This window comes from Bradyrhizobium sp. UFLA05-89, from assembly GCF_059803475.1.
This window is the reverse complement of the sequence record NZ_JBANBA010000004.1, coordinates 1-18447: the sequence shown is the minus strand read 5'-3', so window position 1 is coordinate 18447 and position 18447 is coordinate 1. Positions and strand designations below refer to the sequence as shown.

Sequence of the window (18447 nt, the reverse complement as noted above, 5' to 3'; positions counted from 1 at the left end):
AGTGGCACCCCAGAGAAATTGAAGAGTGCTCCCTCTGGGAAATTGCGGCCTACGCTGACGGCTTGAACAAAGCTAACGGCAAAGAAGGCCCAATGAGCGACGACGAGTTTGATGCACTGCTATCAGAGCACAATATAGGTCAATAAAATTTCAGATGGCCGCACCGTCGCTAAAAATTCCGTTGGCCCTAGACATGGACGCCTTCAAAAGAGGCGTTAATGATGCGAAGTCAGCGACGTCTGAAATGACGTCGTTCGCCATCAAGAAATTTGTTGATCTAAACTCGTCTGCGCTTGTTGCCTCTGGCTCCATAGGTGGCATGGTTGTCGCGTTGCGTAACGTAACGCGTATGCTCGGTCCGATCGCCTTAGGCATCACTGCTGTTGTTGAGGCGTTTCGGCTCATGAACTACATGACCGAGTTGGCCAAGCAGCAGATCGAGGACTACAACAAGCTTGCTCAGCAAGCCAACGAGTCGGGTTTTTCGACTCAGTTCTTTCAGAGAATTACCGGTGCAGCCAAGGGCGGCGCAGTTGCGGTTGACGACATCAGCGAGGCGCTCAAGAAGTTCAACGAGGCCACCACGGACAAGCTTGGCGGCTCTGATCTTCAGCAGCGGTTAGATGAACTGCAGAAGGTCGGCAATGCGTCTGGCTTGTCGATTGTCGGCAATGACACTGAGGGAAAACTTCGAAGTGTTGTAGCGCTGATTGACCAGATGATGGACAAGGGCGAGCGCCTGGCAGCGCTCGATATTGCTGGCAAGGCATTCGGTCCCACCGTCAGAACTGCGATCCAGCAAGATAGCGGGTATCTGGACGATATGCTTAAGCGCGCGGACGCGATGTCTGCGCAGAAGCTCATATCTGATGAGGATGTGGGCCGCGCCATCGATCTCAAGAATCGGATGGAAGAGGCGCAGAAGGTTCTGGCAGATAAGTGGAAGCCAGTTCAAAGCGACCTAGCCCAACTCGGCACGAACTACCACGAGTCGTGGGTCAACATCGTTGAGGATTTGGCTGCTGCAGTTGGTTATGCAACCCAGCTTTACCAGGCGCTTAAGCAGGTGCCAGATTGGTTTGCGAACCGTATCGGCAACGCGTCGATTTGGTCATCAATCACTGCCGCCAGTGGCGCGCTTGGGCTGAACTCCACTCCAGAGTCGATGGGCATTTCCACCGACCCGAAAGACATCGCAAGCGTCGGAATCAACGCTAAACTTGCGGCGCAGCTGCAAAATCCGGCTAATGTGCGCCGTGCAATGCAGCAGGCGACCGACGTTGCTACTGCTGTCCGTGGGGACACGTCGAAAAACCCCAACAAGACAGAAGAAGCTGAAGACGCTGTCGACAGGGCAATCAATTCACTCCGCAAGCACACCGAACAAACTGAAGCTGACACTAGGGCCGTTGGGCTCGGCGATGCAGCGCTTGCCAAGTTTAGGGCGCAGGCTGCAGAAACAGCCGCTGTCCAGGCCAATGGGGGCGAAGAGACCGCTGAGCAGGCTGCTCAGTTCAAGGTGTTGCAGGATAGGGCAGAGGCCGCAGCTGCTGCACTGGCCAAGGCTAAGGTTGATAATGAAATCTCGCGTGGTCAGCAGTCGGCGTTCCTTACGCCTGAGGATCTGGCAATCGCCAATCAGCTCAAGGGTATCTACCCTGACATTGCGACCGCGCTTCAGAGTGCGGAGGCCGCGTCTCTCAAATTCAATGCCACCATCAGAGAACTTGGGACTCTAGGACAGGACATTAACCGCAGCTTTCTGGTCGACTTCGAGACTCAGATTCGCAATGGCGCGACAGCTATGGACGCGCTCAAGAATGCCGGCCTCAACGCGCTGGGCAAGATTGCCGACAAGTTGGCTCAGATGGCTGCCGACAATCTGTGGTCAGCGGCGTTCGGTGGCTCGTCTGGTGGCGGGCTCGGAGGCGGGTTGCTTGGGCTATTGGGCATTGGCGCTAAGTCGTCCGGCGCGTCAGCGCAGGCTGCGTCTGCAAGCACGTTGGCGAACAACAGCGGAGGCGCCTTCTTTGGTCCAGGCTTCGCCAGCGGAACCGACTTTGCTCCGGGTGGCATGGCTCTTGTCGGCGAGAATGGCCCCGAGATTGTAAATCTGCCCCGCGGCTCTCAGGTAGTCCCCAACGACATTCTGCGCAACGGCGGCATGGGCGGCGGCGTGAACGCGCCAGTTTCCATCAGCATCGATGCCCGCGGCGCAGATTCGGCCGGCCTCGCTCGCCTGCAGGGACAAATCGAGCAACTTAAAGCCGAGTTGCCTTCACGCATCGTTACAACGGTTAGGGACGCTAAGGCGCGGCGGGTACTCGCTTAATGGCACTATCCGAACCATTCGACATTCTGCAAGGCAGCGTGTTCTGGACCACGGAATTTGATTTCCTGTGGCGTCAAGAGCAGTCCCGCACCGCAGCTGGTCGCACCATCGTCAAGGACCTCGGTTCGCCGCTTTGGTCGCTGACTGCGCAGTCGAAGCAGTTGTCACCCAATAAACTGGATTATTGGCGGGCCAGGCTCGGAGCGCTCGAAAACGGCAAATGGACGTTCCTCGGGCGCCCCATGTCACGGTGTTATCCAATCCTTTACCCGAATGGTACGTGGCCAACCGGAAGTTCGTTCAGCGGGACAGCAACGCTTGCCAGTGTGAGTAGCGATAGCAAGTCCATTACTGTGTCTGGTCTACCGAATGGCTATGAGCTTTCGGTCGGCGACTTCCTGTCAATCGGCGACGATCTACATCGTGTTGAGGAAGACGCAACAGCACCCAGCGGTACGACCGGATTGTTTCAGGTTGCGCCACCGATTTGGCCTGGCGTCACGTCCGGTAGCGTCGTCGTGAAGAACCCGCATTGCCTGATGGCCGTTAACCCCGGATCTGTAAAGTCAACGGCGAACCCGTCAACCGGGTGGGGCAGCGTAAGTTTTCAGGCGACAGAGGCTCGGTAGTGACTAGAAGCCTTTCCGCCGAAAACAATACCGCGCTTCAGCAGCGCCTCCTCCAGCCGCGCGACTTCGTGTGGGTGATTGCACGCAACCTCACCGATGGCTCCCCTGTTCCTACAGGTTTGTGGTCCGATGTTGGTCCGATTACCGCTGATGTTATTGACCCGGATACGGGCGGCCCACAGTCGCGCAGCTGGTTGGGTGCTGGCGGCCTGATCCAAATCAGCGACATTCCGCTTTTGACCGGCCTATCCGCGCAGACGGTGACGATCACTTGGTCCCAGCTTATCGAGGAGACCAACGATTATATCCGCACTTACGACCTGAAGCAGGCCCAGGTCCAGATTTTCCGGGGGCTATTTAATCCCGGCACCAGGCAGATGGTTGCGCCAGCGTTCCCGCGCTTCGTTGGGTTTGTCGACAAGATTGCCATCACCACGCCGAGCGAGAACAACAACGGTAGCGTCGTTGTCACGTGCAATTCGCATACGCAGGAAATGACGCGCTACAATCCCGATACGCGTTCTGATGCAAGCCAGCGGCTGCGTAACGCGTCGGACAATTTCTTTCAGGACACAACTGTCGTTGGGGACTGGCAGTTATTCTGGGGCAAGGACGGCGGCACCACTGCCGCGCCACCGGCTCGGATAGTGTCGCGGTGACGGTTCGTCTGGCGAATATCGGCGATACCGAGCGTGTTGTTGCCCTTTGCGAGGAAGCATTCCCTGCCTCGCCATTCGCGCAATATACGACATTCTCGCCTGAGATTGCGCGCAATCAATTTCTGAATCACCTCGGCTCGCGCGCCTCACTGTGCTTGGTGCACGATGTCAATGGCCAAGCGGAAGGCCTGTTTGTCGGCGCTGCAGTTGACTATCCGAATGCACCGTTACGCATAGGCGTTGAAATCGTCAAATGGATCTCGCCAAAGCATCGCGGCTCGGCGTGGCCCAAGATGGTGCGTTGGTTTGAAGCGTGGGCAGTCGGTAACGGCTGTTCGCTCACCAACATCAGCGATGACGGCGCTCTCACCAAGTGGTGCGATCGCAACGGCTATCAGTTCGCGGAATCCAATCGCGTGAAGCGACTAATCTAGGGTTACGTTGTGGCATTTATAGGTATCGGCGCCGCCATTGCTGGCGCTGGCACATTCTTTGCGGCTGCTATTGACTTCGGCATCACCATGGCCGCGTCGGTTGGCATCAGCTACGCCGCACAGGCACTCGCTGGGAAGCCGTCTGCCACCACATCCGACACACCGTCCTTCTCCACGCAGGGCACGCTATCGTTCGGCGGCACCGTCGCGCGTTGCGCTCTTCTTGGCTATTGCGCCACGGCAGGTTCGCTGGTGTATGCGAATACGTGGGGAACATCCACGGACGGCAAGACGCCCAACGCCTATGTCACTCAGGTCATCGCACTCAGCGATATACCAGTGTCCGGGCTGGCTGGTGTCTGGGTTAATGGCCTGAAATGCACGCTGACTACCGACGCGCCTAGCAACGGTACCTCCAATCAATCGCTGCTGCAGGCGGCTATTGCGGCGGCTCGAGCAGCCGGCAGTGTCCCGTGGAGCTCGGCTGGTACGAGCTTCATCTCCAATTATCTCGCTACTAATGGAGCGTTTGGCCCATCCGATGGCATCCTGGTTGATAAGGGCCTTCCGGTTCTCGAGTACAGAAAAAACAGCAAGGACTATCTGTGGGTCAAGTTCTATGACGGCACGCAGACCGCAGCTGATAGCCTCTGCACAACGAAGGTCTCGACAGCAGCCCGACCATATCAGTCGTCACGCGTCGGATACGGCTGCGCCTATGCCGTTTGCACCGCGCTCATAGAGGACACGCTTTACACCGGTATCCCGCAGTTCAAGTTCGAGATCCAGGGCGCTAAGCTTTACGACATTAGCAAGGACACTACAGCGGGCGGCTCTGGCTCGCACAGATGGTCAGACCCATCAACGTGGGGTGGTGATGGCGATAATCTGCCGGCAGTCCAAATCTATAACATCCTGCGCGGCATCGACTATAACGGCGGGTGGTTCTACGGGCTTCAGAACGTAACTGCGGCCAAGTTGCCTTACGTCAGCTGGTCGCAAGCGATTAACAAGTGCCGCGCCACGGTTACCGGCGTTGACGGCTCTGAGCCTCAGTATCGCACTGGCGGTCAGGTAAACGTCAGTGCGCAGATTGCGGACACCGTTCAGGCATTTTTGACCGGCTGCCAGGGGCGCCTATCGGAGGTCGGCGGCGCCTATAAACTGCATGTTGGCGAGCCTGACGGATCCAGCGCCAGTTTCACCGATGACGATATTCTGTCGACCGAAGAGCAATCCTTCTCGCCATTCTTCGGCTTGAGCGAAAGCGTCAACGGTATCTCCGGTTCTTATCCAGAGCCGGCTGAAGGCTGGGCGAGCAAGCCTGCGCCTGACCTGACAGACTCTGATTTCGAGACCGAGGACGGCAATCGCCGCCTTATGGCTGCCGTGCAGTACGACTTTGTTCCGTATTCGGAGCAAGTCCAGCGGCTGATGAAGTCGGCATTGAACGAGGCGCGCCGCGCCCGTCAGCACACCATCGTGTTGCCGCCAGGATTCTGGCCGGTTGAGCCGGGCGACTTCGTATCGTGGACGTCGGCCCGTAACGGCTACGTCAACAAGCTTTTCCGCGTCGATGGCTGCACAGATAAGGCAAATCTTGATGTAATTCTGGTCATAACCGAGGTCGACCCGTCCGACTACGACTGGGACCATGGCGAATACCAACCCCCGACGACAGGACAGGTTGGTGTCGTCTGGGTGCCAGCCCAAGGCGTACTTTCGTGGGCGGCCACCGGCTATACGCTGATTGACCGCGACGGGTATACCCGCAGGCCGGCCATCCAACTGTCGTGGGATGGTGATGTGCCAGGTGTTGTCGGTGTGCAGTATGAGTTGGCTCACCAGGACTACAGCACCGACGCATGGGTTACGATTGACCGCAATCGCACGGATCAGGTTGCCGCGGGCGCGCTCATTATCTGGAACGGCTTGCTGGCCGACGAGCCCTACCGTGTGCGAGGGCAGTACATCCCCAACGCGCCGCGCGACATGCTGTGGTCCGATTGGATCGATGTCACCACGCCTAACGCGAATACTAGCCTTTCCGACTTTGACGCTGCGCTGAAGGCGCAGGTGACAAAGATCCAGGACCAGTTGCAGGACCAGATTGACGCGATCACGCAGTCCATCGCGGCGATTGCGTCAAATCAGGATGCGCGCAATTGGTTGGATAAGAAGGAAGTTCGCTCTCAGCTTGCGGCAAGGTCTGATGCGGCGTTTGCCGAAATCGACCAAGTGCAGACAGTTGCCGTCGGCACGCAGACCGCGCTTGCGAGTTTTGAGACGACGGTCACCGCGCAGTTTGCATCGACCAACGCCAGCGTTACTACCAATAGCACGGCAATTGCCACGCTCAACGGATACGCCGCCGCGCAGTATGCGGTGACACTGAACGTCAACGGCTACGCCACCGGTTTCAACCTGGTCAACGGTGGTGCCGGCACATCGGCCTTCACTATTGTTTCTGACAAGTTTCAGATCCAGCAGCCGGGATACAATGGCAGTGCGCCCCTATCTGTGTTCACGGTCGGCACGTTGTCCGGAGCGCCAGCGATTGGCGTTAGCGGAAACCTCTACCTTGACGGCGCCATTACGGCGCGGGTTCTCAACGTCGGGACGCTCAGCGCCATTACAGCAAACATGGGCACGCTGACCGCTGGCGTTATCCAGAGCGCGAGCGGAAAATATCTGATCGACCTCAATAACGAATACGAACTTATCAGCGACTGATGACCGGACGTGTACGCAGTGGAAGCCTTGGTGGAGGTGCATACGGACTTCGCGTCTCCAGGCCCGGTTACGATGTCAGCGCCGAGCCGCTTGGCTCGGTCGGTATTGCGCTTGATACGCGCATTAGCGACATCGGAACTGTCATCGCGTCCGGCCTTATTCAGTGCGGTGGAGGTCCAATCAGCTTCCCTGGCACACTGCCGTACGTGCCGATTGTGCAGATCCTTGCGTGGGACGGCTCCAATCTGTCTGATTACGTTTACGTCTATGGCAGCGGTGTCGGACATATGTGGTTGCCCGCCTACGCGGTGGTGACGCAGAGCACGATTGAGGTGAAGGCACATTCGTTCCCCTGGTATAGCAACCTCGGTGTCTACAACCCGAATGGCCAATATTATCTCTACTACGTCTTTGCGTCAGGTTAGTCATGGTGTGGCGCGCGCAATTCGGTAAACGTGGCGGGGTTTATGGTGCCTGGATTTCCAAGCCAGGCATTGACGTAACGACCGCCGTAACAGGCCAGTTCTTGGTCGACACGACGTCGCAGGTGTTTCAGTCCGTGTTGGCGGGCGACTCTCTGGTCAAGACAGAGGGCTCGGCAACGGTCCCGGCCGGTACATATACGACTACAGTAGCACTGCCTGCCGCGTTTGCCCCGTTCTCCAACCTGGCAATGCTGGCGACATACTACATAGTGCAGAACAATGGCACCGTGTTCACCGCGCCGAACATTTCCATTACCTATCTCACGTTTCACATCGCTGGCGGCACTCTCTACCTTAACCTGACGTTTCGCTCAAATGGAGGCACGGGAAGCAGCAGTGTGAGCTTCTCTCACCGCGCAGCGTACACGATCTTTCGAGGCGGATTTTGATGGTCGGACGGTTTCTGCGCGGGAAGAACCCAAACACTGGCGCTTACGGCTTTTGGATATCCAAGCCGGGTTTCGACGTCAAAACGGCCAACATCATGCAGATGGCGTTCTCGTCGGACTACGTTCATCCTAAGGTGGTTATCCAAGGGTCGGCTGTAATTGCGCCAACCAGTGGAGTTGCACCGTTTGGTTCCGGAGTCTCGAACGGTGCGGCAGAGAGCGCGCTGTCCATTTCATACGGCCAAACGCTCGCCAGTGCGCCTGCTGCATTCATGATCGCAACGGCATCCGACTGGACGCTGACTCTAACGAACAACAATGGAAGTCTGAATTACCTAGCTGGCCTATGGCACACGCAGATCATGGAGACATGCTTTGCGAATACTAATATTGGCGATTATTGGCCCGGCAAGGTTCTGTTCAAGGATGGCGCTTCAACTAATGATCATCTGCGAGTTGATTGGTACTCGGCGCGCATCATCATCATTCCATTTACCGATCACGTCGAATTCAAAATGAACTGCAAATCCAACGTGACGGTCAAGTATCTCGTTTTGGAGAACCAATAGTGTTTGTCGTCTATAGTGACAACTTTGAAATCATCGCAACCATAATTGGCCCAGACGAGACGTACGGCGATCTTCTGACCAAGGAAGGTAAGAAGTGGAAGTTCTATACTGAGAACGTCAGCGTAAATCCCATTACCGACTGCCTTGATCCGGTGACGTTGGATGTGGTGAAGAAACAAGAGATGACGCTCACGGCCGACAAGGCCGCAATCAATGCGGACGGCTTAGATACGGCTACAATCACCGGCATTCCGAACGGCGCTGCGCTCGGCGTCACCCGCTCAGGTGCGGACGTGGCTGACGAGACAGTGACTGACGGCCAGGTTGAATTCTCAACCACAACTGCAGGCACCTATACGTTCCTGTTCATGTTGCCGCGCTACCTGCCGACGACAATCACGGTAGACGCGCGATGAAGATCAAGGCCGATCCATTCCCTGCGCTGAAGCAGGCCGCGATTGATTACGTGAACGGTCGCGCGAATGAAGACGCTGCGTGCAACCTGCACCGGGACGCCGCGCACAAGCAAAAACGCGAATGGGCTGCTGCTGGGCAGTTGGACAAGTTTGCCGACGAGGCAAAGTTGCGCGGCGTGACTGTGGAAGCTTTGGCCACGCTAATCCTGTCCAAGCCCGACAACTCGGCGACGCGCGAATTCAAGCGCCAGACCGCGCTTCTGCAAATCGATGCTGCGACGACTCCCGCGGAGTTGGACGCGGCTACTTTGGGGTATAAATGACCGCTCTCTCTTCCTACTCCACCGGCACCGTCACGATCGCCGCGAACGGCACCACTGTGACCGGGACTGGAACTATCTGGTCTGGTGTCAACGTTCGGCCGGGCGATATTCTTCAGGTTGGCGATTTTCAGACAATCATTTCAGACGTCACCGATACCAATCACCTTGTCATTCCTCCGTGGGGCGGCGCCGCGCAGTCTGGTGTCGCATACACCATTTGGCAGTGGTTTCCGCAGCGCGTCACCGGCGCGCAAGCGATGCAACAGGTCAGTGACCTTGTTGCCGCGCTCAACACGACTGGATTTTACGTCTTCGTCGGGCCGTCTGACACCGTGCCGGACCCCTCATACGGCGACGATGGACAGTATGCGTTTCAGCCGACAACCGGTAAGACATGGGCGAAGGTTTCTGGCGCTTGGTCGTATCTCGGGATATATAAGGCGTTCAACGCGCGCGGAGCGTACGACAACGCGGCAACGTATAACGTTGGCGACTACGTCACTTCTGGCGGCTCTTCGTATGTCTGGATCAACGCTGCATCGGGCTCTGGCCACGCGCCGCCCAACGCGACGTACTGGCAACAACTAGCGGCGGTCGGTAGCGTCGGGCCGGCTGTGCTAAATCCCGTCGCAGCGTGGGTGACGGGACATGCATACGTCGTCGGGCCGCCCGCTGATTACGTCAGTAGCGGCGGGTCTTCGTATATGTGCTTGGTTGCACATACATCGGGTTCGTTTGCGACCGATCTTGCGGACGGCAAGTGGGGGTTGGTTGCACAGGCAGGCGTGAACGCGCCTACATATGGCGGAACGTCTGCAACGTCACTTGCGATTGGCACAGGCAGCAAGGTGTTCGCCACGCAAGCCGGCATGGCCTACCAGAACGGCGCGCGAGTTCGCGCTGCATCGAACGGCAGTCCATCCAATTGGATGGAAGGCGTGGCGACGTATAGCGGCACTACGCTTACAATCACTGTAGACAAGACGAACGGTGCTGGCACGTTTACCGACTGGAATCTTAATATTGCGGGTCAGCCCGGCGCCGGCGATCTTTCAAGCGCAAATAACCTATCTGACGTTGCTAGCCCTGACACTGCGCTTATCAACTTGCATGGTGTAAATTACAACGTTGCGCAATCGCTGACCAGCTTGCAGAAGTCCCAAGCCCAAAAGAACACCGGCATCCCCCTGGCACTGCGGGGATACATTGCTGGCCTGACACTATCTACGGCGGGCGGGTCGAACGTCATCACGATTGCAGCGGGATCGGCGACCGATAGTACAAGCGCCGATGTACTGATTTCGGCAGGATCCGTCCGAAATATCGCTAATTGGGCGGGTCCGGGTTCAGGCGGATTGCTGGACACCGGGAGCGTAGGCGCTGCGAACACATGGTATCATATCTACATCATGAAGCGCCCCGATACCGGCGTGGTCGATTTTTGCATGTCATTGTCGGCAACCGCCCCGACCTTCGGCGTCAACATTCCGTCGTCTTACACGCTCTTTAGGCGGATCGGATCAGCGAAGATTAACGGCTCGTTGGTGTGGGTTAAGTTCATTCAGGATGGCGATCTGTTCCAATGGGACGCAGCCGTTGCTGACGTTGCTGCTGTAAATCCGGGAACATCTGCGGTCACGCGAACTTTGACGGTGCCTACAGGCGTTCGTGTTCGGGCGATAATGAATGTGTGCGGTCTGTTCGCCACCCCAGCGACGGACAATTCCGCCGGTATCTTGATATCCGACCTTTCAATCTCGGATCAAGCGCCGAATGTGACCGGCGTCCTAACCATTATTAGTTACCAGGCCAACTCCCAGATCGGCGGCATGGCGTCTGTTATGACAAACACATTAGCGCAGGTGCGTAGTCGCCTTACCCTATCAGCATCCGGCACCACCCTGTACATCACCACCCAAGCTTGGATTGACCGCAGAGGGAGCGATGCGTGATGATCGTTTACGTACAGCGTAACGCCAAGGGAACAATCCAGGGCATCTACGCGAACCTACAGCCGGGGTATGCCGAAGAGGCGCTCTCCGACGAAGATCCTGCGGTCGTTGCGTTTCGCAACCCGCCCACGCCTCCGGTGCCGTCCTCTATTTCAGATCGGCAGTTCTTCCAGCAACTCGCGGTGCAGGGGATCATCACACAGGATGAGGCTCTTGCTGCCGTCAAGACGGGTGCAATTCCTGCGGCGTTGCAGCAGCTCATAGCCGGCCTGCCGGCGGATCAGCAGTTCGGTGCGACCATGATCGTTGCTGGGGCGACGACATTTGAGCGCAACCACCCGCTTACTATCGCGATCGGGCAGGCGTACGGGTGGACGCCCGCTCAGATGGACGCGCTGTTTAGCGCCGCCGCGGAGCTGTAGCGGATGTCATTGCTCGGCTTTGACGCGATCGGCAGGCTCGCCCTTGGGCAGATCCGGGGTGGCCCGACAAACATAGTTCTAACGGCTGCTGCTGGCTCGTTCTCGCTCGCCGGGCAGGCTGCAACGTTCCAGACGACGGAAGCTACGGCATCGCGGATGTGGGCTAAAGCGTATTGTAAGCGTTCACGCCGGGCTTGCCGCGCAAGTGAAAGGCGCTTGGCCAGATGCCGCCGACTGTCAACGGTTCGAATGCGTTGCCATTTAGGACAATCTTCGAACTTGTTGGAATGTATCGGATCGTTAGTCCGCAGCGTCTCTTGTCAGAGAGGTTTGCTTTCGACCCGTGGAAAATGTTCGGGTGGTGAACGGACACGTCACCACTCTTAAGTACAATGTCGACCGCCTTTGACTCGTCAACAAGCGTTTCGTCCATGCTCGATCCAAGAATGTTCGCAACGTCGCCGCGCGGAATAAGACTTCCGATCTCGGATCTGTGCGTTCCCGGTATGACGCGCATACAGCCGTTCTCCGGTGTGGCGTCATCAACGGCCAGCCATAGAGATACGACTTTCATCGGCTCAATCGGCCAGTAACTTGCGTCCTGATGCCAAAGCACTGGCTTGCCGTCGCGGGGCGGCTTGCTGATGTAAGCCGACGCGAACAGGGCAATGTCAGGGCCGATAAACTTTTCTGCAATGTCAAGCAAGCGGGGATCACTGACAAGCCGTAACCAAAACGGGTCTTTTGGCTGTTCGTGATGCGCGATGTTTTCGGGATCGGTGCCGAGAACTTGCGTTAACCGGTCAACGTGGCTTCTCACTTCCCGCATCAGTCCGGTGTCTAGTGCGGATCGAAAGACCGCGTATCCATCGCGTTCAAATAGTTGGATTTCGTCTAGGGCGGCTGGCTGTCGGAGAAGTCGGGAAAACGAAAATCGCACTGCGACACCTGTAAACGATTGGGCATAGGAACCCTACCCCGTCACAACCGCCCCGTGCAAGGGGCTTGACACTACCCGCGCGGTGAGCCTCGGCCCGTGCTTCGCCCCACACGTATTGCGAAAAGGACCGCCAATTGCCGCGGCTCATTGATAATTGGAAAACCGAAATTCACCGGCTGTGGACGGTGCGCGCCAGTCTGTTCATGTTCGTTTTGACGGGCGCCGTGCTGGGTTTGGCGGCCTTCGTTGATGTTTTCAACCCATGGTTCTTTCTGGGGCTGAGCTGCGCCGGATACGGCCTGATTGGGTATCTGCGCTTGGTCAAGCAGGTGCCGGCCGCTGACATCGGGGGCGCCGCATGAGTGCGCGCAAGACAGCAATCACGGTCGCCAGCGCGGCTGCTCTCGCCATGGTGTTGCCGGCCGTCAAGCAGTCCGAGGGCTACTGGCCGACCGTCAAAGTAGACACCATCGGCACTGGCCGACCCTGCACGGGCGGCTATGGCGAGACCGAAGGCGTCAAGTGCGGCGAGACGCACGATGAAAAGTTCTGGTCCGATAGGCTGGCCGTGCGCTTGCGCGAGTACGATGCCCGCATTGGCGAGTGCATCAAGGTTGACGCACCGGACAGCGTTCGCGCTGCGATGATTACCACGTCGTACAATGCTGGCACTGGAGCGGTCTGCAAGTCGCCTATGGTTGCGGCCATTAACAGAGGCGACTTCCGAGGCGCGTGCGCTGCGCTGCTGACTTCAAAGATCGTTGAGGGAAAGCGCATCTATACTGGCTGGTACATTCGCGCGCAGGGCAGGGTGGTCAAGGGCCTAATCAACCGGCGCCGCGACGACCAGAAGATGTGTTTTTCTGATCTCGATAAGCCACCGGCATTACCTGCGCCAAAGCCGATCACCAAAGCGGAGTTCGACGCGGATCCGTACGCTTGCTTCGGCGCCGGGCGGTATCAGGCGATGAGTGCAGGCAAGCAGTGCCCTGTCGCGTCTGCACCGGCACCTGCCAAGCCTGCCTGGCACAAGTGGATTTTCAAATGATATGGGCTCTATCCTACATTAGCGCGAATTTCGCGCTAATCATTGCCGTCACCTTGGCCGTGCTGGCCTTGGGCGCAATCGCGTGGTTTGCCAAGAACTGGAAGGTGGCTGTCGCCGCTGGGGCCGTCCTCATCGCCGGCCTTGCATACCAGCAGATTGACCACAACGCCTACAACAGAGCGCAGGCCGAGCAGAAGGCCCGTGAGGTGACCGTGCTGCAGGGGCGCATCGCGGTGCTCGAGCAAGCGAGCGCCAATGACGCTGCACGCGCTGTGGCTGATGCAGCCGAACTTAGCAGGCTGAGACAGATGGCCTCGCAGACGCCAGCCAATGACGCAGCATGTTTGCCGGAAGATGCAGCCAAGAGGGTGAGGGATATCAAGTGAAGTACATTGCAATAGCCTTGGCGCTCGCCGTTGGCCTTGCGCTGGCAGGCTGCCAGGGGACTCCCCCCGTGTCAGGTTCGCTGCCATCGGTGCCGGCCGACATTCAGACCTGCTTCCGAGCGGGCCCCGCCAGCGTGCCGCAGAAAGCCCTGACCGTGGCCGAGGTTGAGTCTCTTTGGAAAGAGGACCGTGTGCGCCTGATTGTAGAGCAGCGCTGCGGCAAGCGGTTTCTGGCCTGGTATGGCGATCTCAGGAAGGGCTGGCGGTGATGGGCATTTTCGAGTGGGGGGCAGTCTCGGCCGTTATCGCCATTGGCGGACTCATTTGGCGGCTCTCGTGGAGGCTGGCCAGCCAGGAGGGCCGAATCACTGGGGCCGAAACGGCTGCATCAAATGCCTCGGCTAAGGCCAGTGGGCTGGAGCGCGACCTTGCCGAGCACCGCGAGCATGTGGCTGCGGAATATGTCTCGCGAGATGCCATGGCCGAGATTACCGCAGCGATTAATAGACTGGGTGACAGGCTGGACGGCCTATTCCTGCATTTCCTGCCCAAGCCCTAAGAAAAAGGCCCGGTAATCCGGGCCATTTTTTTCCAGCACATTTTCTACGCCACATACCATATTTGTTTAGTTATCCAAACATGGGGCCATATGCCTACACCGCCTATTTCTAGCGAAGATATTGCCCGCACCGTAGACGTCCGGAGGCGCCATTCAACCAACGTTGAGGCGGCCAGAGAGCTTGGCGTTGATGAGAAGACGGTGCGCCGGCATATGGTCATGGCCGCAGAACGGGGTCTGCTGGGGCCACTTGCTGCCCAGCCTGGGTATGCCGTCAAAAGCCTAACCACGAAGGCCGCTGATGGCTCCATAGTTAAGTTTACCAAAGAGGCTGGGCCGGAATTTGAGCCAACCTCTGGGTTGGAGGTTAAGGGCAAAACCACGTGGGTGAACGCCGAGGGGCGCGTCACTCAGCAGGTGGTGATGGAGCGCGCCGACGCGAAGTCGCGGGACGCAGCTTTGCAGGCTGCACTGGATGCGGCGAAGGAGGACTTGCCGCGCCTTATGGCCATGCCATTCCTTGGCAATGCGGCCGACGACTTGCTCAACCAGTACACCGTAACCGACAACCATTTCGGGATGTTGGCGCACCGAGAGGAGACCGGCGCGGACTACGACCTGAAGCTGGCTGAGCAGTTGCTGACCGATTGGTTTGCTGCTGCCATCAAGTGTGCCCCAGAAGCGGACACGGCTGTGCTGGCCCAGCTAGGCGACCTGCTCCACCACGATTCGCTTGAGAGCGTGACGCCGCTGCACAAGCACGTGCTGGACGCGGATTCGAGATTGCACAAGGTTATCCGCGTTGTCGTTCGCACGTTGCGGCGCGTCATCGATATGCTGCTGCAGAAGCACAGGCGAGTCCACATCGTCATGGCGTCTGGTAATCATGATCCAGCGTCGTCGGTTTGGGTGCGCGAGTTGCTTGCGACGCTGTACGAGAACGAGCCACGCATTACGGTCGACCGAAGTCCGTCGCTTTATTATGCATACGAGTGGGGCTCCACCGGCCTCTACTACCATCACATGCACAAACGCGGCGTGAAAGACCTGGACCGCGTATTCGCTGGCATGTTCCGTGAGATGTATGGGCGCTGCAAGTTCAACTATGGCCACGGTGGGCATCTTCACAGCGATGCTGTTGTATCAACGCAGCTGATGCACATCGAGCGCCACGAGACGCTCGCAGCGCCTGATGCGTATGCTGCTGGGGGTGGGTGGCTCTCGGGCCGATCTGCCAAGGTCATCTCATACAGCAAGAAATACGGCGAAGTTGGCCGACTAACGTTGCGACCCGAGATGGTTGCTGGCGCGTCTGGCCTGCCCGGCGCCGCGAACGACAACGAACTGCGGAGGGCGGCGTGAGGAAACGTATTTGGCTTGAGGCTTGCCCTGGCGTTGCGTTTCGTGGGGTTGTTACCGGCAAGACGCTGCTGCCGTGGATGGTCAAAGTAACGGCGCGAGGCTTCAGCGGTGCAGTGTTCAAATGCTGGGCCATGAAGCGCGATTGCATTGAGAGGGCAGCATAATGCAGCCAATCCACTTCCCAGAAGTCACCGCAATATACAAGGCCCCAGCCGACTGGGATGAAGCCGCTAATGGCCCGTGCGTTGACCTTCCTGTGCAGCGCACGGCAGATTTCGCAATCAGTCGATGGCGCCCGTCGCGGGCGGATCTGCAAATTCTTAATGCTGGTGGGTCTGTGGAATTGTGGATTAATGGCGGCCAGCCGGCCGTTGCTCTGCTGGCGCGGAGGGCGTGATGCACCTGCCGATTGTCTTGGCTATCCTCCTATTCGCCACGCCAGCGCCCGCCTGTGTGGCGTCGTGGTATGGCGCGGAATCTGGTCCGCGCACGGCTTCTGGCGAGCGGTTCAACCCAAACGGACTGACCGCGGCACATCGGACTCTGCCGTTCGGAACGATGCTGAAGGTATGCCATAACGGCTGTGTTGTGGTGCGTGTGAACGATCGGGGGCCATTCGTGCGCGGTCGGTGCATTGATCTATCGAAGGGGGCGGCTCGATCGATTGGATTGCACGGTACCGGCAATGTGACGCTGGGGCGTGAGTAATGTACGCCATCCGCGGAGTGGACGGTGACGACGAAGACATTGCCGAAACTCTAGATGAGCTTCACGACGCTTGCTTCCTGGATGCTGCCCCGAAGGTCAAATACTACGGCCACTGGTGGCTAGCCTACCATGGCAAGGATCCGGTTGGCTTTGCCGGTATAGTGCCAAGTTCAATCGGTCCTGGCGTTGGCTACCTGAAGCGCGCAGGCGTTCTGCCAGCGCACAGAGGGCAAGGGCTACAACGGCGCTTGCTGAAGGTGCGCGAGCGCAAGGCTCGTCAACTCGGCTGGACCTCAGTCATAACGGACACGACTGACAACGTGCCGAGTTCCAACAATCTCATCAAGGCTGGATATCTATTGTTTCGACCTGAGCCATGGGCGCTGGAGCACAGCTTATATTGGAAGAAGGAGTTACGGTGAAAAATCCAGAGTTCGATAGTGAATGGGATCACGTAAAGCGCAAATTGCCGAAAGCCAAGCTATTTAAAGTTGGCTGGAAATGGAATCATCCGTTTTTCGGTAAGTTCAGGCTGGCTAATGCAATGAGGCGCGATATTTGGTGGCTGACAATTCACCATAGAGCTCCGTGGCTGGAGTATTCGGCACGCGCCTTGTATCCGCACTTATTCCGCTCCACTACGCAAGCTGCGGAGGCCGCGTGACCCCAGCAATCTTCGCTCTGGTGCTAACCTTGGCCAATGCCCACCAGGTAACGCTTGGTCAATATTCTGAGCCGCGCAACTGCTACACGGCCCGGGACGCGGTGTTGGCTGCAAGTCAGTATCTCAACAAAGCGGACTTTGACACAATCCAGTGCAGGCTGGTGAAGTTTGACGACGTGGTTTACGACAAGTGATGCTGGAGACCGCAATCTGGTGGACTGGCGCTGGAGTGCTTGGCGCCGGAGCTTTAGCGTTCGCGGCGGCGCTTATTGCTGTGGCAACAATTTCCGCAGTCGCGGTGGCCGATCACTATGTAAGGCGACTCGGCAATCTGCGTGAGAATCTAACAGACCTCCATGCATGGGTGTCTTCGGGAAGGCCAAAGTGGGCGCGTGGTGGCGATGGCGTGTATCGGATGGTGCCGTCTGTAGGCGAGTGGGAGGACTAGCATGTACTTCAACCCTGGCGACTCCGTTGCCTTTGTCGATGACACCAACCTTGGCACGCTCGGCTACGGCGACGAACTTTATCCGTCCAAAGGCGAAACCTACACCGTGCGTGACGTGGTGGTTGACCACTTCGGCGTGGAGGGACTGCTGTTGAATGAGATCCGCAACGATCGCCTGCCTTACCAGGTTGGCGGTGAAATTGTGGACTTCGAGAAGCCGTTCGCCTCGTGGCGGTTCAGGCCTCTGGTCGGTGGTGTGAAGAAGAAAGAATTGGAGGCGGTGTGATTTACGCAAGCCAATACGAAAAAGAAAAGTACGACACGGCACCAAGAGAGATGCTGCCCACATCAGAATGGCACCCGACTATTGGCCGCGACGCCAACAATGAGGGCGGTCCTGAACTGGTTACTCCGCTAGCGAGTGGTGGCGCAGTCGGGCTTGTGAGCCTGCGCCTTGACGTCGGCACTCGCGTTGACCCGGCTGGTTATCGCACGCTCCGAACCGTCCTCGATGCCGCGTTCAACCACGCCGCAACCGGCAAAGGCAAGGAGCGCCATGCACGAGATCTGCCGTTCGATGAGCAGCCCATGATGACGACAACGCGCCTTGTCGGTAAGGGATTCCCGCTCGGCCAGGCTATCAAGAAGGCCGGAGAGGCGGCCGGCATGATTGACCGCGGCGAGCTTGACGCCGCGGAAGCGGAGTGCCTTGGCGCAATCAACTATCTGGCTGGCGCTGTGGCGTGGATGCATGAACAGCGCGGGACTGGGTATGTGCTGCCTGGCGGCGCGGCTAGATATAAGGCGGGTTAACCGTCGACCACAGTGCGGGTGGTGCAAACGCCGTCTATTGCTCGCGCAGTAGGCGGCGTTTTACTATCCTGCTCCATGACGTACCGGGAAACAACGCTCGTTGAACCGCGCGCTCAAGGATCTCGGGTCGGATCGGCCTAGGTGGCTTGGAGAATCTTAGTGCGAGCCACATCATG

The 18447-nt window shown here is 58.0% G+C and carries 24 protein-coding genes and 1 pseudogene; 24 read left to right on the top strand and 1 reads right to left on the bottom strand.

Annotation, left to right across the window (positions count from 1 at the left end; translation table 11 throughout):
- Positions 1–154 precede the first annotated feature (154 nt).
- The 12 genes from SO139_RS03130 (at position 155) to SO139_RS03075 (ending at position 11343) form a co-directional block, all read left to right on the top strand.
- Positions 155–2332, top strand: a complete 2178-nt coding sequence (locus tag SO139_RS03130) for a hypothetical protein (protein ID WP_498539614.1) — start codon at positions 155–157, stop codon at positions 2330–2332.
- Positions 2332–2961: a hypothetical protein gene (locus tag SO139_RS03125; protein ID WP_498539613.1), complete on the top strand. Its 630-nt coding sequence runs from the start codon at positions 2332–2334 to the stop codon at positions 2959–2961. The genes SO139_RS03130 and SO139_RS03125 overlap by 1 nt, the downstream gene beginning before the upstream one ends.
- Positions 2961–3620, top strand: a complete 660-nt coding sequence (locus SO139_RS03120) for a hypothetical protein (protein ID WP_498539612.1) — start codon at positions 2961–2963, stop codon at positions 3618–3620. Before SO139_RS03125 ends, SO139_RS03120 begins: the two co-directional genes overlap by 1 nt.
- The gene (locus SO139_RS03115) at positions 3617–4054 is read left to right on the top strand and encodes a GNAT family N-acetyltransferase (protein ID WP_498539611.1); all 438 of its coding nucleotides are present in this window, start codon (positions 3617–3619) and stop codon (positions 4052–4054) included. Before SO139_RS03120 ends, SO139_RS03115 begins: the two co-directional genes overlap by 4 nt.
- A 9-nt stretch (positions 4055–4063) precedes the next feature.
- Positions 4064–6787, top strand: a complete 2724-nt coding sequence (locus SO139_RS03110; RefSeq protein ID WP_498539610.1) for a phage tail protein — start codon at positions 4064–4066, stop codon at positions 6785–6787.
- Between the two features lie 215 nt (positions 6788–7002).
- Positions 7003–7212 carry a hypothetical protein gene (locus tag SO139_RS03105; protein WP_498539609.1) on the top strand — a complete coding sequence of 70 codons (210 nt, stop codon included), beginning with the start codon at positions 7003–7005 and terminating at the stop codon, positions 7210–7212.
- A gap of 2 nt (positions 7213–7214) precedes the next feature.
- The gene (locus tag SO139_RS03100) at positions 7215–7661 is read left to right on the top strand and encodes a hypothetical protein (protein ID WP_498539608.1); all 447 of its coding nucleotides are present in this window, start codon (positions 7215–7217) and stop codon (positions 7659–7661) included.
- The gene (locus SO139_RS03095) at positions 7661–8230 is read left to right on the top strand and encodes a hypothetical protein (RefSeq protein ID WP_498539607.1); all 570 of its coding nucleotides are present in this window, start codon (positions 7661–7663) and stop codon (positions 8228–8230) included. Before SO139_RS03100 ends, SO139_RS03095 begins: the two co-directional genes overlap by 1 nt.
- Positions 8230–8646 carry a hypothetical protein gene (locus tag SO139_RS03090; RefSeq protein WP_498539606.1) on the top strand — a complete coding sequence of 139 codons (417 nt, stop codon included), beginning with the start codon at positions 8230–8232 and terminating at the stop codon, positions 8644–8646. The genes SO139_RS03095 and SO139_RS03090 overlap by 1 nt, the downstream gene beginning before the upstream one ends.
- Positions 8643–8969, top strand: a complete 327-nt coding sequence (locus tag SO139_RS03085; protein ID WP_498539605.1) for a hypothetical protein — start codon at positions 8643–8645, stop codon at positions 8967–8969. The genes SO139_RS03090 and SO139_RS03085 overlap by 4 nt, the downstream gene beginning before the upstream one ends.
- Positions 8966–10921 carry a hypothetical protein gene (locus SO139_RS03080; RefSeq protein ID WP_498539604.1) on the top strand — a complete coding sequence of 652 codons (1956 nt, stop codon included), beginning with the start codon at positions 8966–8968 and terminating at the stop codon, positions 10919–10921. The genes SO139_RS03085 and SO139_RS03080 overlap by 4 nt, the downstream gene beginning before the upstream one ends.
- The gene (locus SO139_RS03075) at positions 10918–11343 is read left to right on the top strand and encodes a hypothetical protein (RefSeq protein ID WP_498539603.1); all 426 of its coding nucleotides are present in this window, start codon (positions 10918–10920) and stop codon (positions 11341–11343) included. Before SO139_RS03080 ends, SO139_RS03075 begins: the two co-directional genes overlap by 4 nt.
- Positions 11344–11506: 163 nt before the next feature.
- On the opposite strand, the gene SO139_RS03070 is transcribed toward SO139_RS03075, so the two are convergent.
- Positions 11507–12283 (bottom strand): phytanoyl-CoA dioxygenase family protein, encoded by a 777-nt coding sequence (locus tag SO139_RS03070; protein ID WP_498539602.1) that lies wholly within the window; start codon positions 12281–12283, stop codon positions 11507–11509.
- Positions 12284–12417: 134 nt separating this feature from the next.
- Between SO139_RS03070 and SO139_RS03065 the strand changes: the two genes are divergently transcribed.
- From SO139_RS03065 to SO139_RS03010, 12 genes and pseudogenes are all read left to right on the top strand, one after another.
- A complete protein-coding gene (locus SO139_RS03065; RefSeq protein ID WP_498539601.1) occupies positions 12418–12645 on the top strand; it encodes a DUF7940 domain-containing protein in 228 nt (75 codons plus the stop codon).
- On the top strand, positions 12642–13331 hold the full coding sequence (locus SO139_RS03060; RefSeq protein ID WP_498539600.1) for a glycoside hydrolase family protein: 690 nt from the start codon (positions 12642–12644) through the stop codon (positions 13329–13331). Before SO139_RS03065 ends, SO139_RS03060 begins: the two co-directional genes overlap by 4 nt.
- Positions 13316–13717, top strand: coding sequence for a hypothetical protein (locus tag SO139_RS03055; RefSeq protein WP_498539599.1), 402 nt, complete (start codon positions 13316–13318; stop codon positions 13715–13717). Before SO139_RS03060 ends, SO139_RS03055 begins: the two co-directional genes overlap by 16 nt.
- Positions 13714–13986, top strand: a complete 273-nt coding sequence (locus tag SO139_RS03050) for a hypothetical protein (protein ID WP_498539598.1) — start codon at positions 13714–13716, stop codon at positions 13984–13986. The genes SO139_RS03055 and SO139_RS03050 overlap by 4 nt, the downstream gene beginning before the upstream one ends.
- Entirely contained in the window at positions 13986–14276 is a 291-nt protein-coding gene (locus SO139_RS03045) for a hypothetical protein (protein WP_498539597.1), read from the top strand. The genes SO139_RS03050 and SO139_RS03045 overlap by 1 nt, the downstream gene beginning before the upstream one ends.
- Positions 14277–14495: 219 nt before the next feature.
- On the top strand, positions 14496–15638 hold the full coding sequence (locus tag SO139_RS03040; RefSeq protein ID WP_498539596.1) for an oxidoreductase: 1143 nt from the start codon (positions 14496–14498) through the stop codon (positions 15636–15638).
- Between the two features lie 453 nt (positions 15639–16091).
- Positions 16092–16346, top strand: a pseudogene (locus SO139_RS03035) (septal ring lytic transglycosylase RlpA family protein); the annotation flags it as partial.
- Complete coding sequence (locus SO139_RS03030; RefSeq protein ID WP_498539595.1) at positions 16346–16768, top strand: GNAT family N-acetyltransferase; 423 nt, start codon at positions 16346–16348, stop codon at positions 16766–16768. The pseudogene SO139_RS03035 and the gene SO139_RS03030, both read left to right, overlap by 1 nt.
- On the top strand, positions 16765–17010 hold the full coding sequence (locus SO139_RS03025) for a hypothetical protein (protein WP_498539594.1): 246 nt from the start codon (positions 16765–16767) through the stop codon (positions 17008–17010). The genes SO139_RS03030 and SO139_RS03025 overlap by 4 nt, the downstream gene beginning before the upstream one ends.
- Positions 17007–17204, top strand: coding sequence for a hypothetical protein (locus SO139_RS03020; protein WP_498539593.1), 198 nt, complete (start codon positions 17007–17009; stop codon positions 17202–17204). Before SO139_RS03025 ends, SO139_RS03020 begins: the two co-directional genes overlap by 4 nt.
- A 255-nt stretch (positions 17205–17459) precedes the next feature.
- Positions 17460–17744 (top strand): hypothetical protein, encoded by a 285-nt coding sequence (locus SO139_RS03015; RefSeq protein ID WP_498539592.1) that lies wholly within the window; start codon positions 17460–17462, stop codon positions 17742–17744.
- Complete coding sequence (locus SO139_RS03010) at positions 17741–18271, top strand: hypothetical protein (protein WP_498539591.1); 531 nt, start codon at positions 17741–17743, stop codon at positions 18269–18271. The genes SO139_RS03015 and SO139_RS03010 overlap by 4 nt, the downstream gene beginning before the upstream one ends.
- The last annotated feature ends 176 nt before the right edge of the window (positions 18272–18447 follow it).

What these genes read in the sequence shown, in the direction of transcription:
- SO139_RS03030 (WP_498539595.1), top strand. Translation starts at nt 16,346, where the DNA reads ATGTACGCCATCCGCGGAGTGGACGGTGACGACGAAGACATTGCCGAA.
- SO139_RS03130 (WP_498539614.1), top strand. Translation starts at nt 155, where the DNA reads ATGGCCGCACCGTCGCTAAAAATTCCGTTGGCCCTAGACATGGACGCC.
- SO139_RS03060 (WP_498539600.1), top strand. Translation starts at nt 12,642, where the DNA reads ATGAGTGCGCGCAAGACAGCAATCACGGTCGCCAGCGCGGCTGCTCTC.
- SO139_RS03100 (WP_498539608.1), top strand. Translation starts at nt 7,215, where the DNA reads ATGGTGTGGCGCGCGCAATTCGGTAAACGTGGCGGGGTTTATGGTGCC.
- SO139_RS03040 (WP_498539596.1), top strand. Translation starts at nt 14,496, where the DNA reads ATGGCCGCAGAACGGGGTCTGCTGGGGCCACTTGCTGCCCAGCCTGGG.
- SO139_RS03095 (WP_498539607.1), top strand. Translation starts at nt 7,661, where the DNA reads ATGGTCGGACGGTTTCTGCGCGGGAAGAACCCAAACACTGGCGCTTAC.
- SO139_RS03080 (WP_498539604.1), top strand. Translation starts at nt 8,966, where the DNA reads ATGACCGCTCTCTCTTCCTACTCCACCGGCACCGTCACGATCGCCGCG.
- SO139_RS03125 (WP_498539613.1), top strand. Translation starts at nt 2,332, where the DNA reads ATGGCACTATCCGAACCATTCGACATTCTGCAAGGCAGCGTGTTCTGG.
- SO139_RS03045 (WP_498539597.1), top strand. Translation starts at nt 13,986, where the DNA reads ATGGGCATTTTCGAGTGGGGGGCAGTCTCGGCCGTTATCGCCATTGGC.
- SO139_RS03085 (WP_498539605.1), top strand. Translation starts at nt 8,643, where the DNA reads ATGAAGATCAAGGCCGATCCATTCCCTGCGCTGAAGCAGGCCGCGATT.
- SO139_RS03015 (WP_498539592.1), top strand. Translation starts at nt 17,460, where the DNA reads ATGTACTTCAACCCTGGCGACTCCGTTGCCTTTGTCGATGACACCAAC.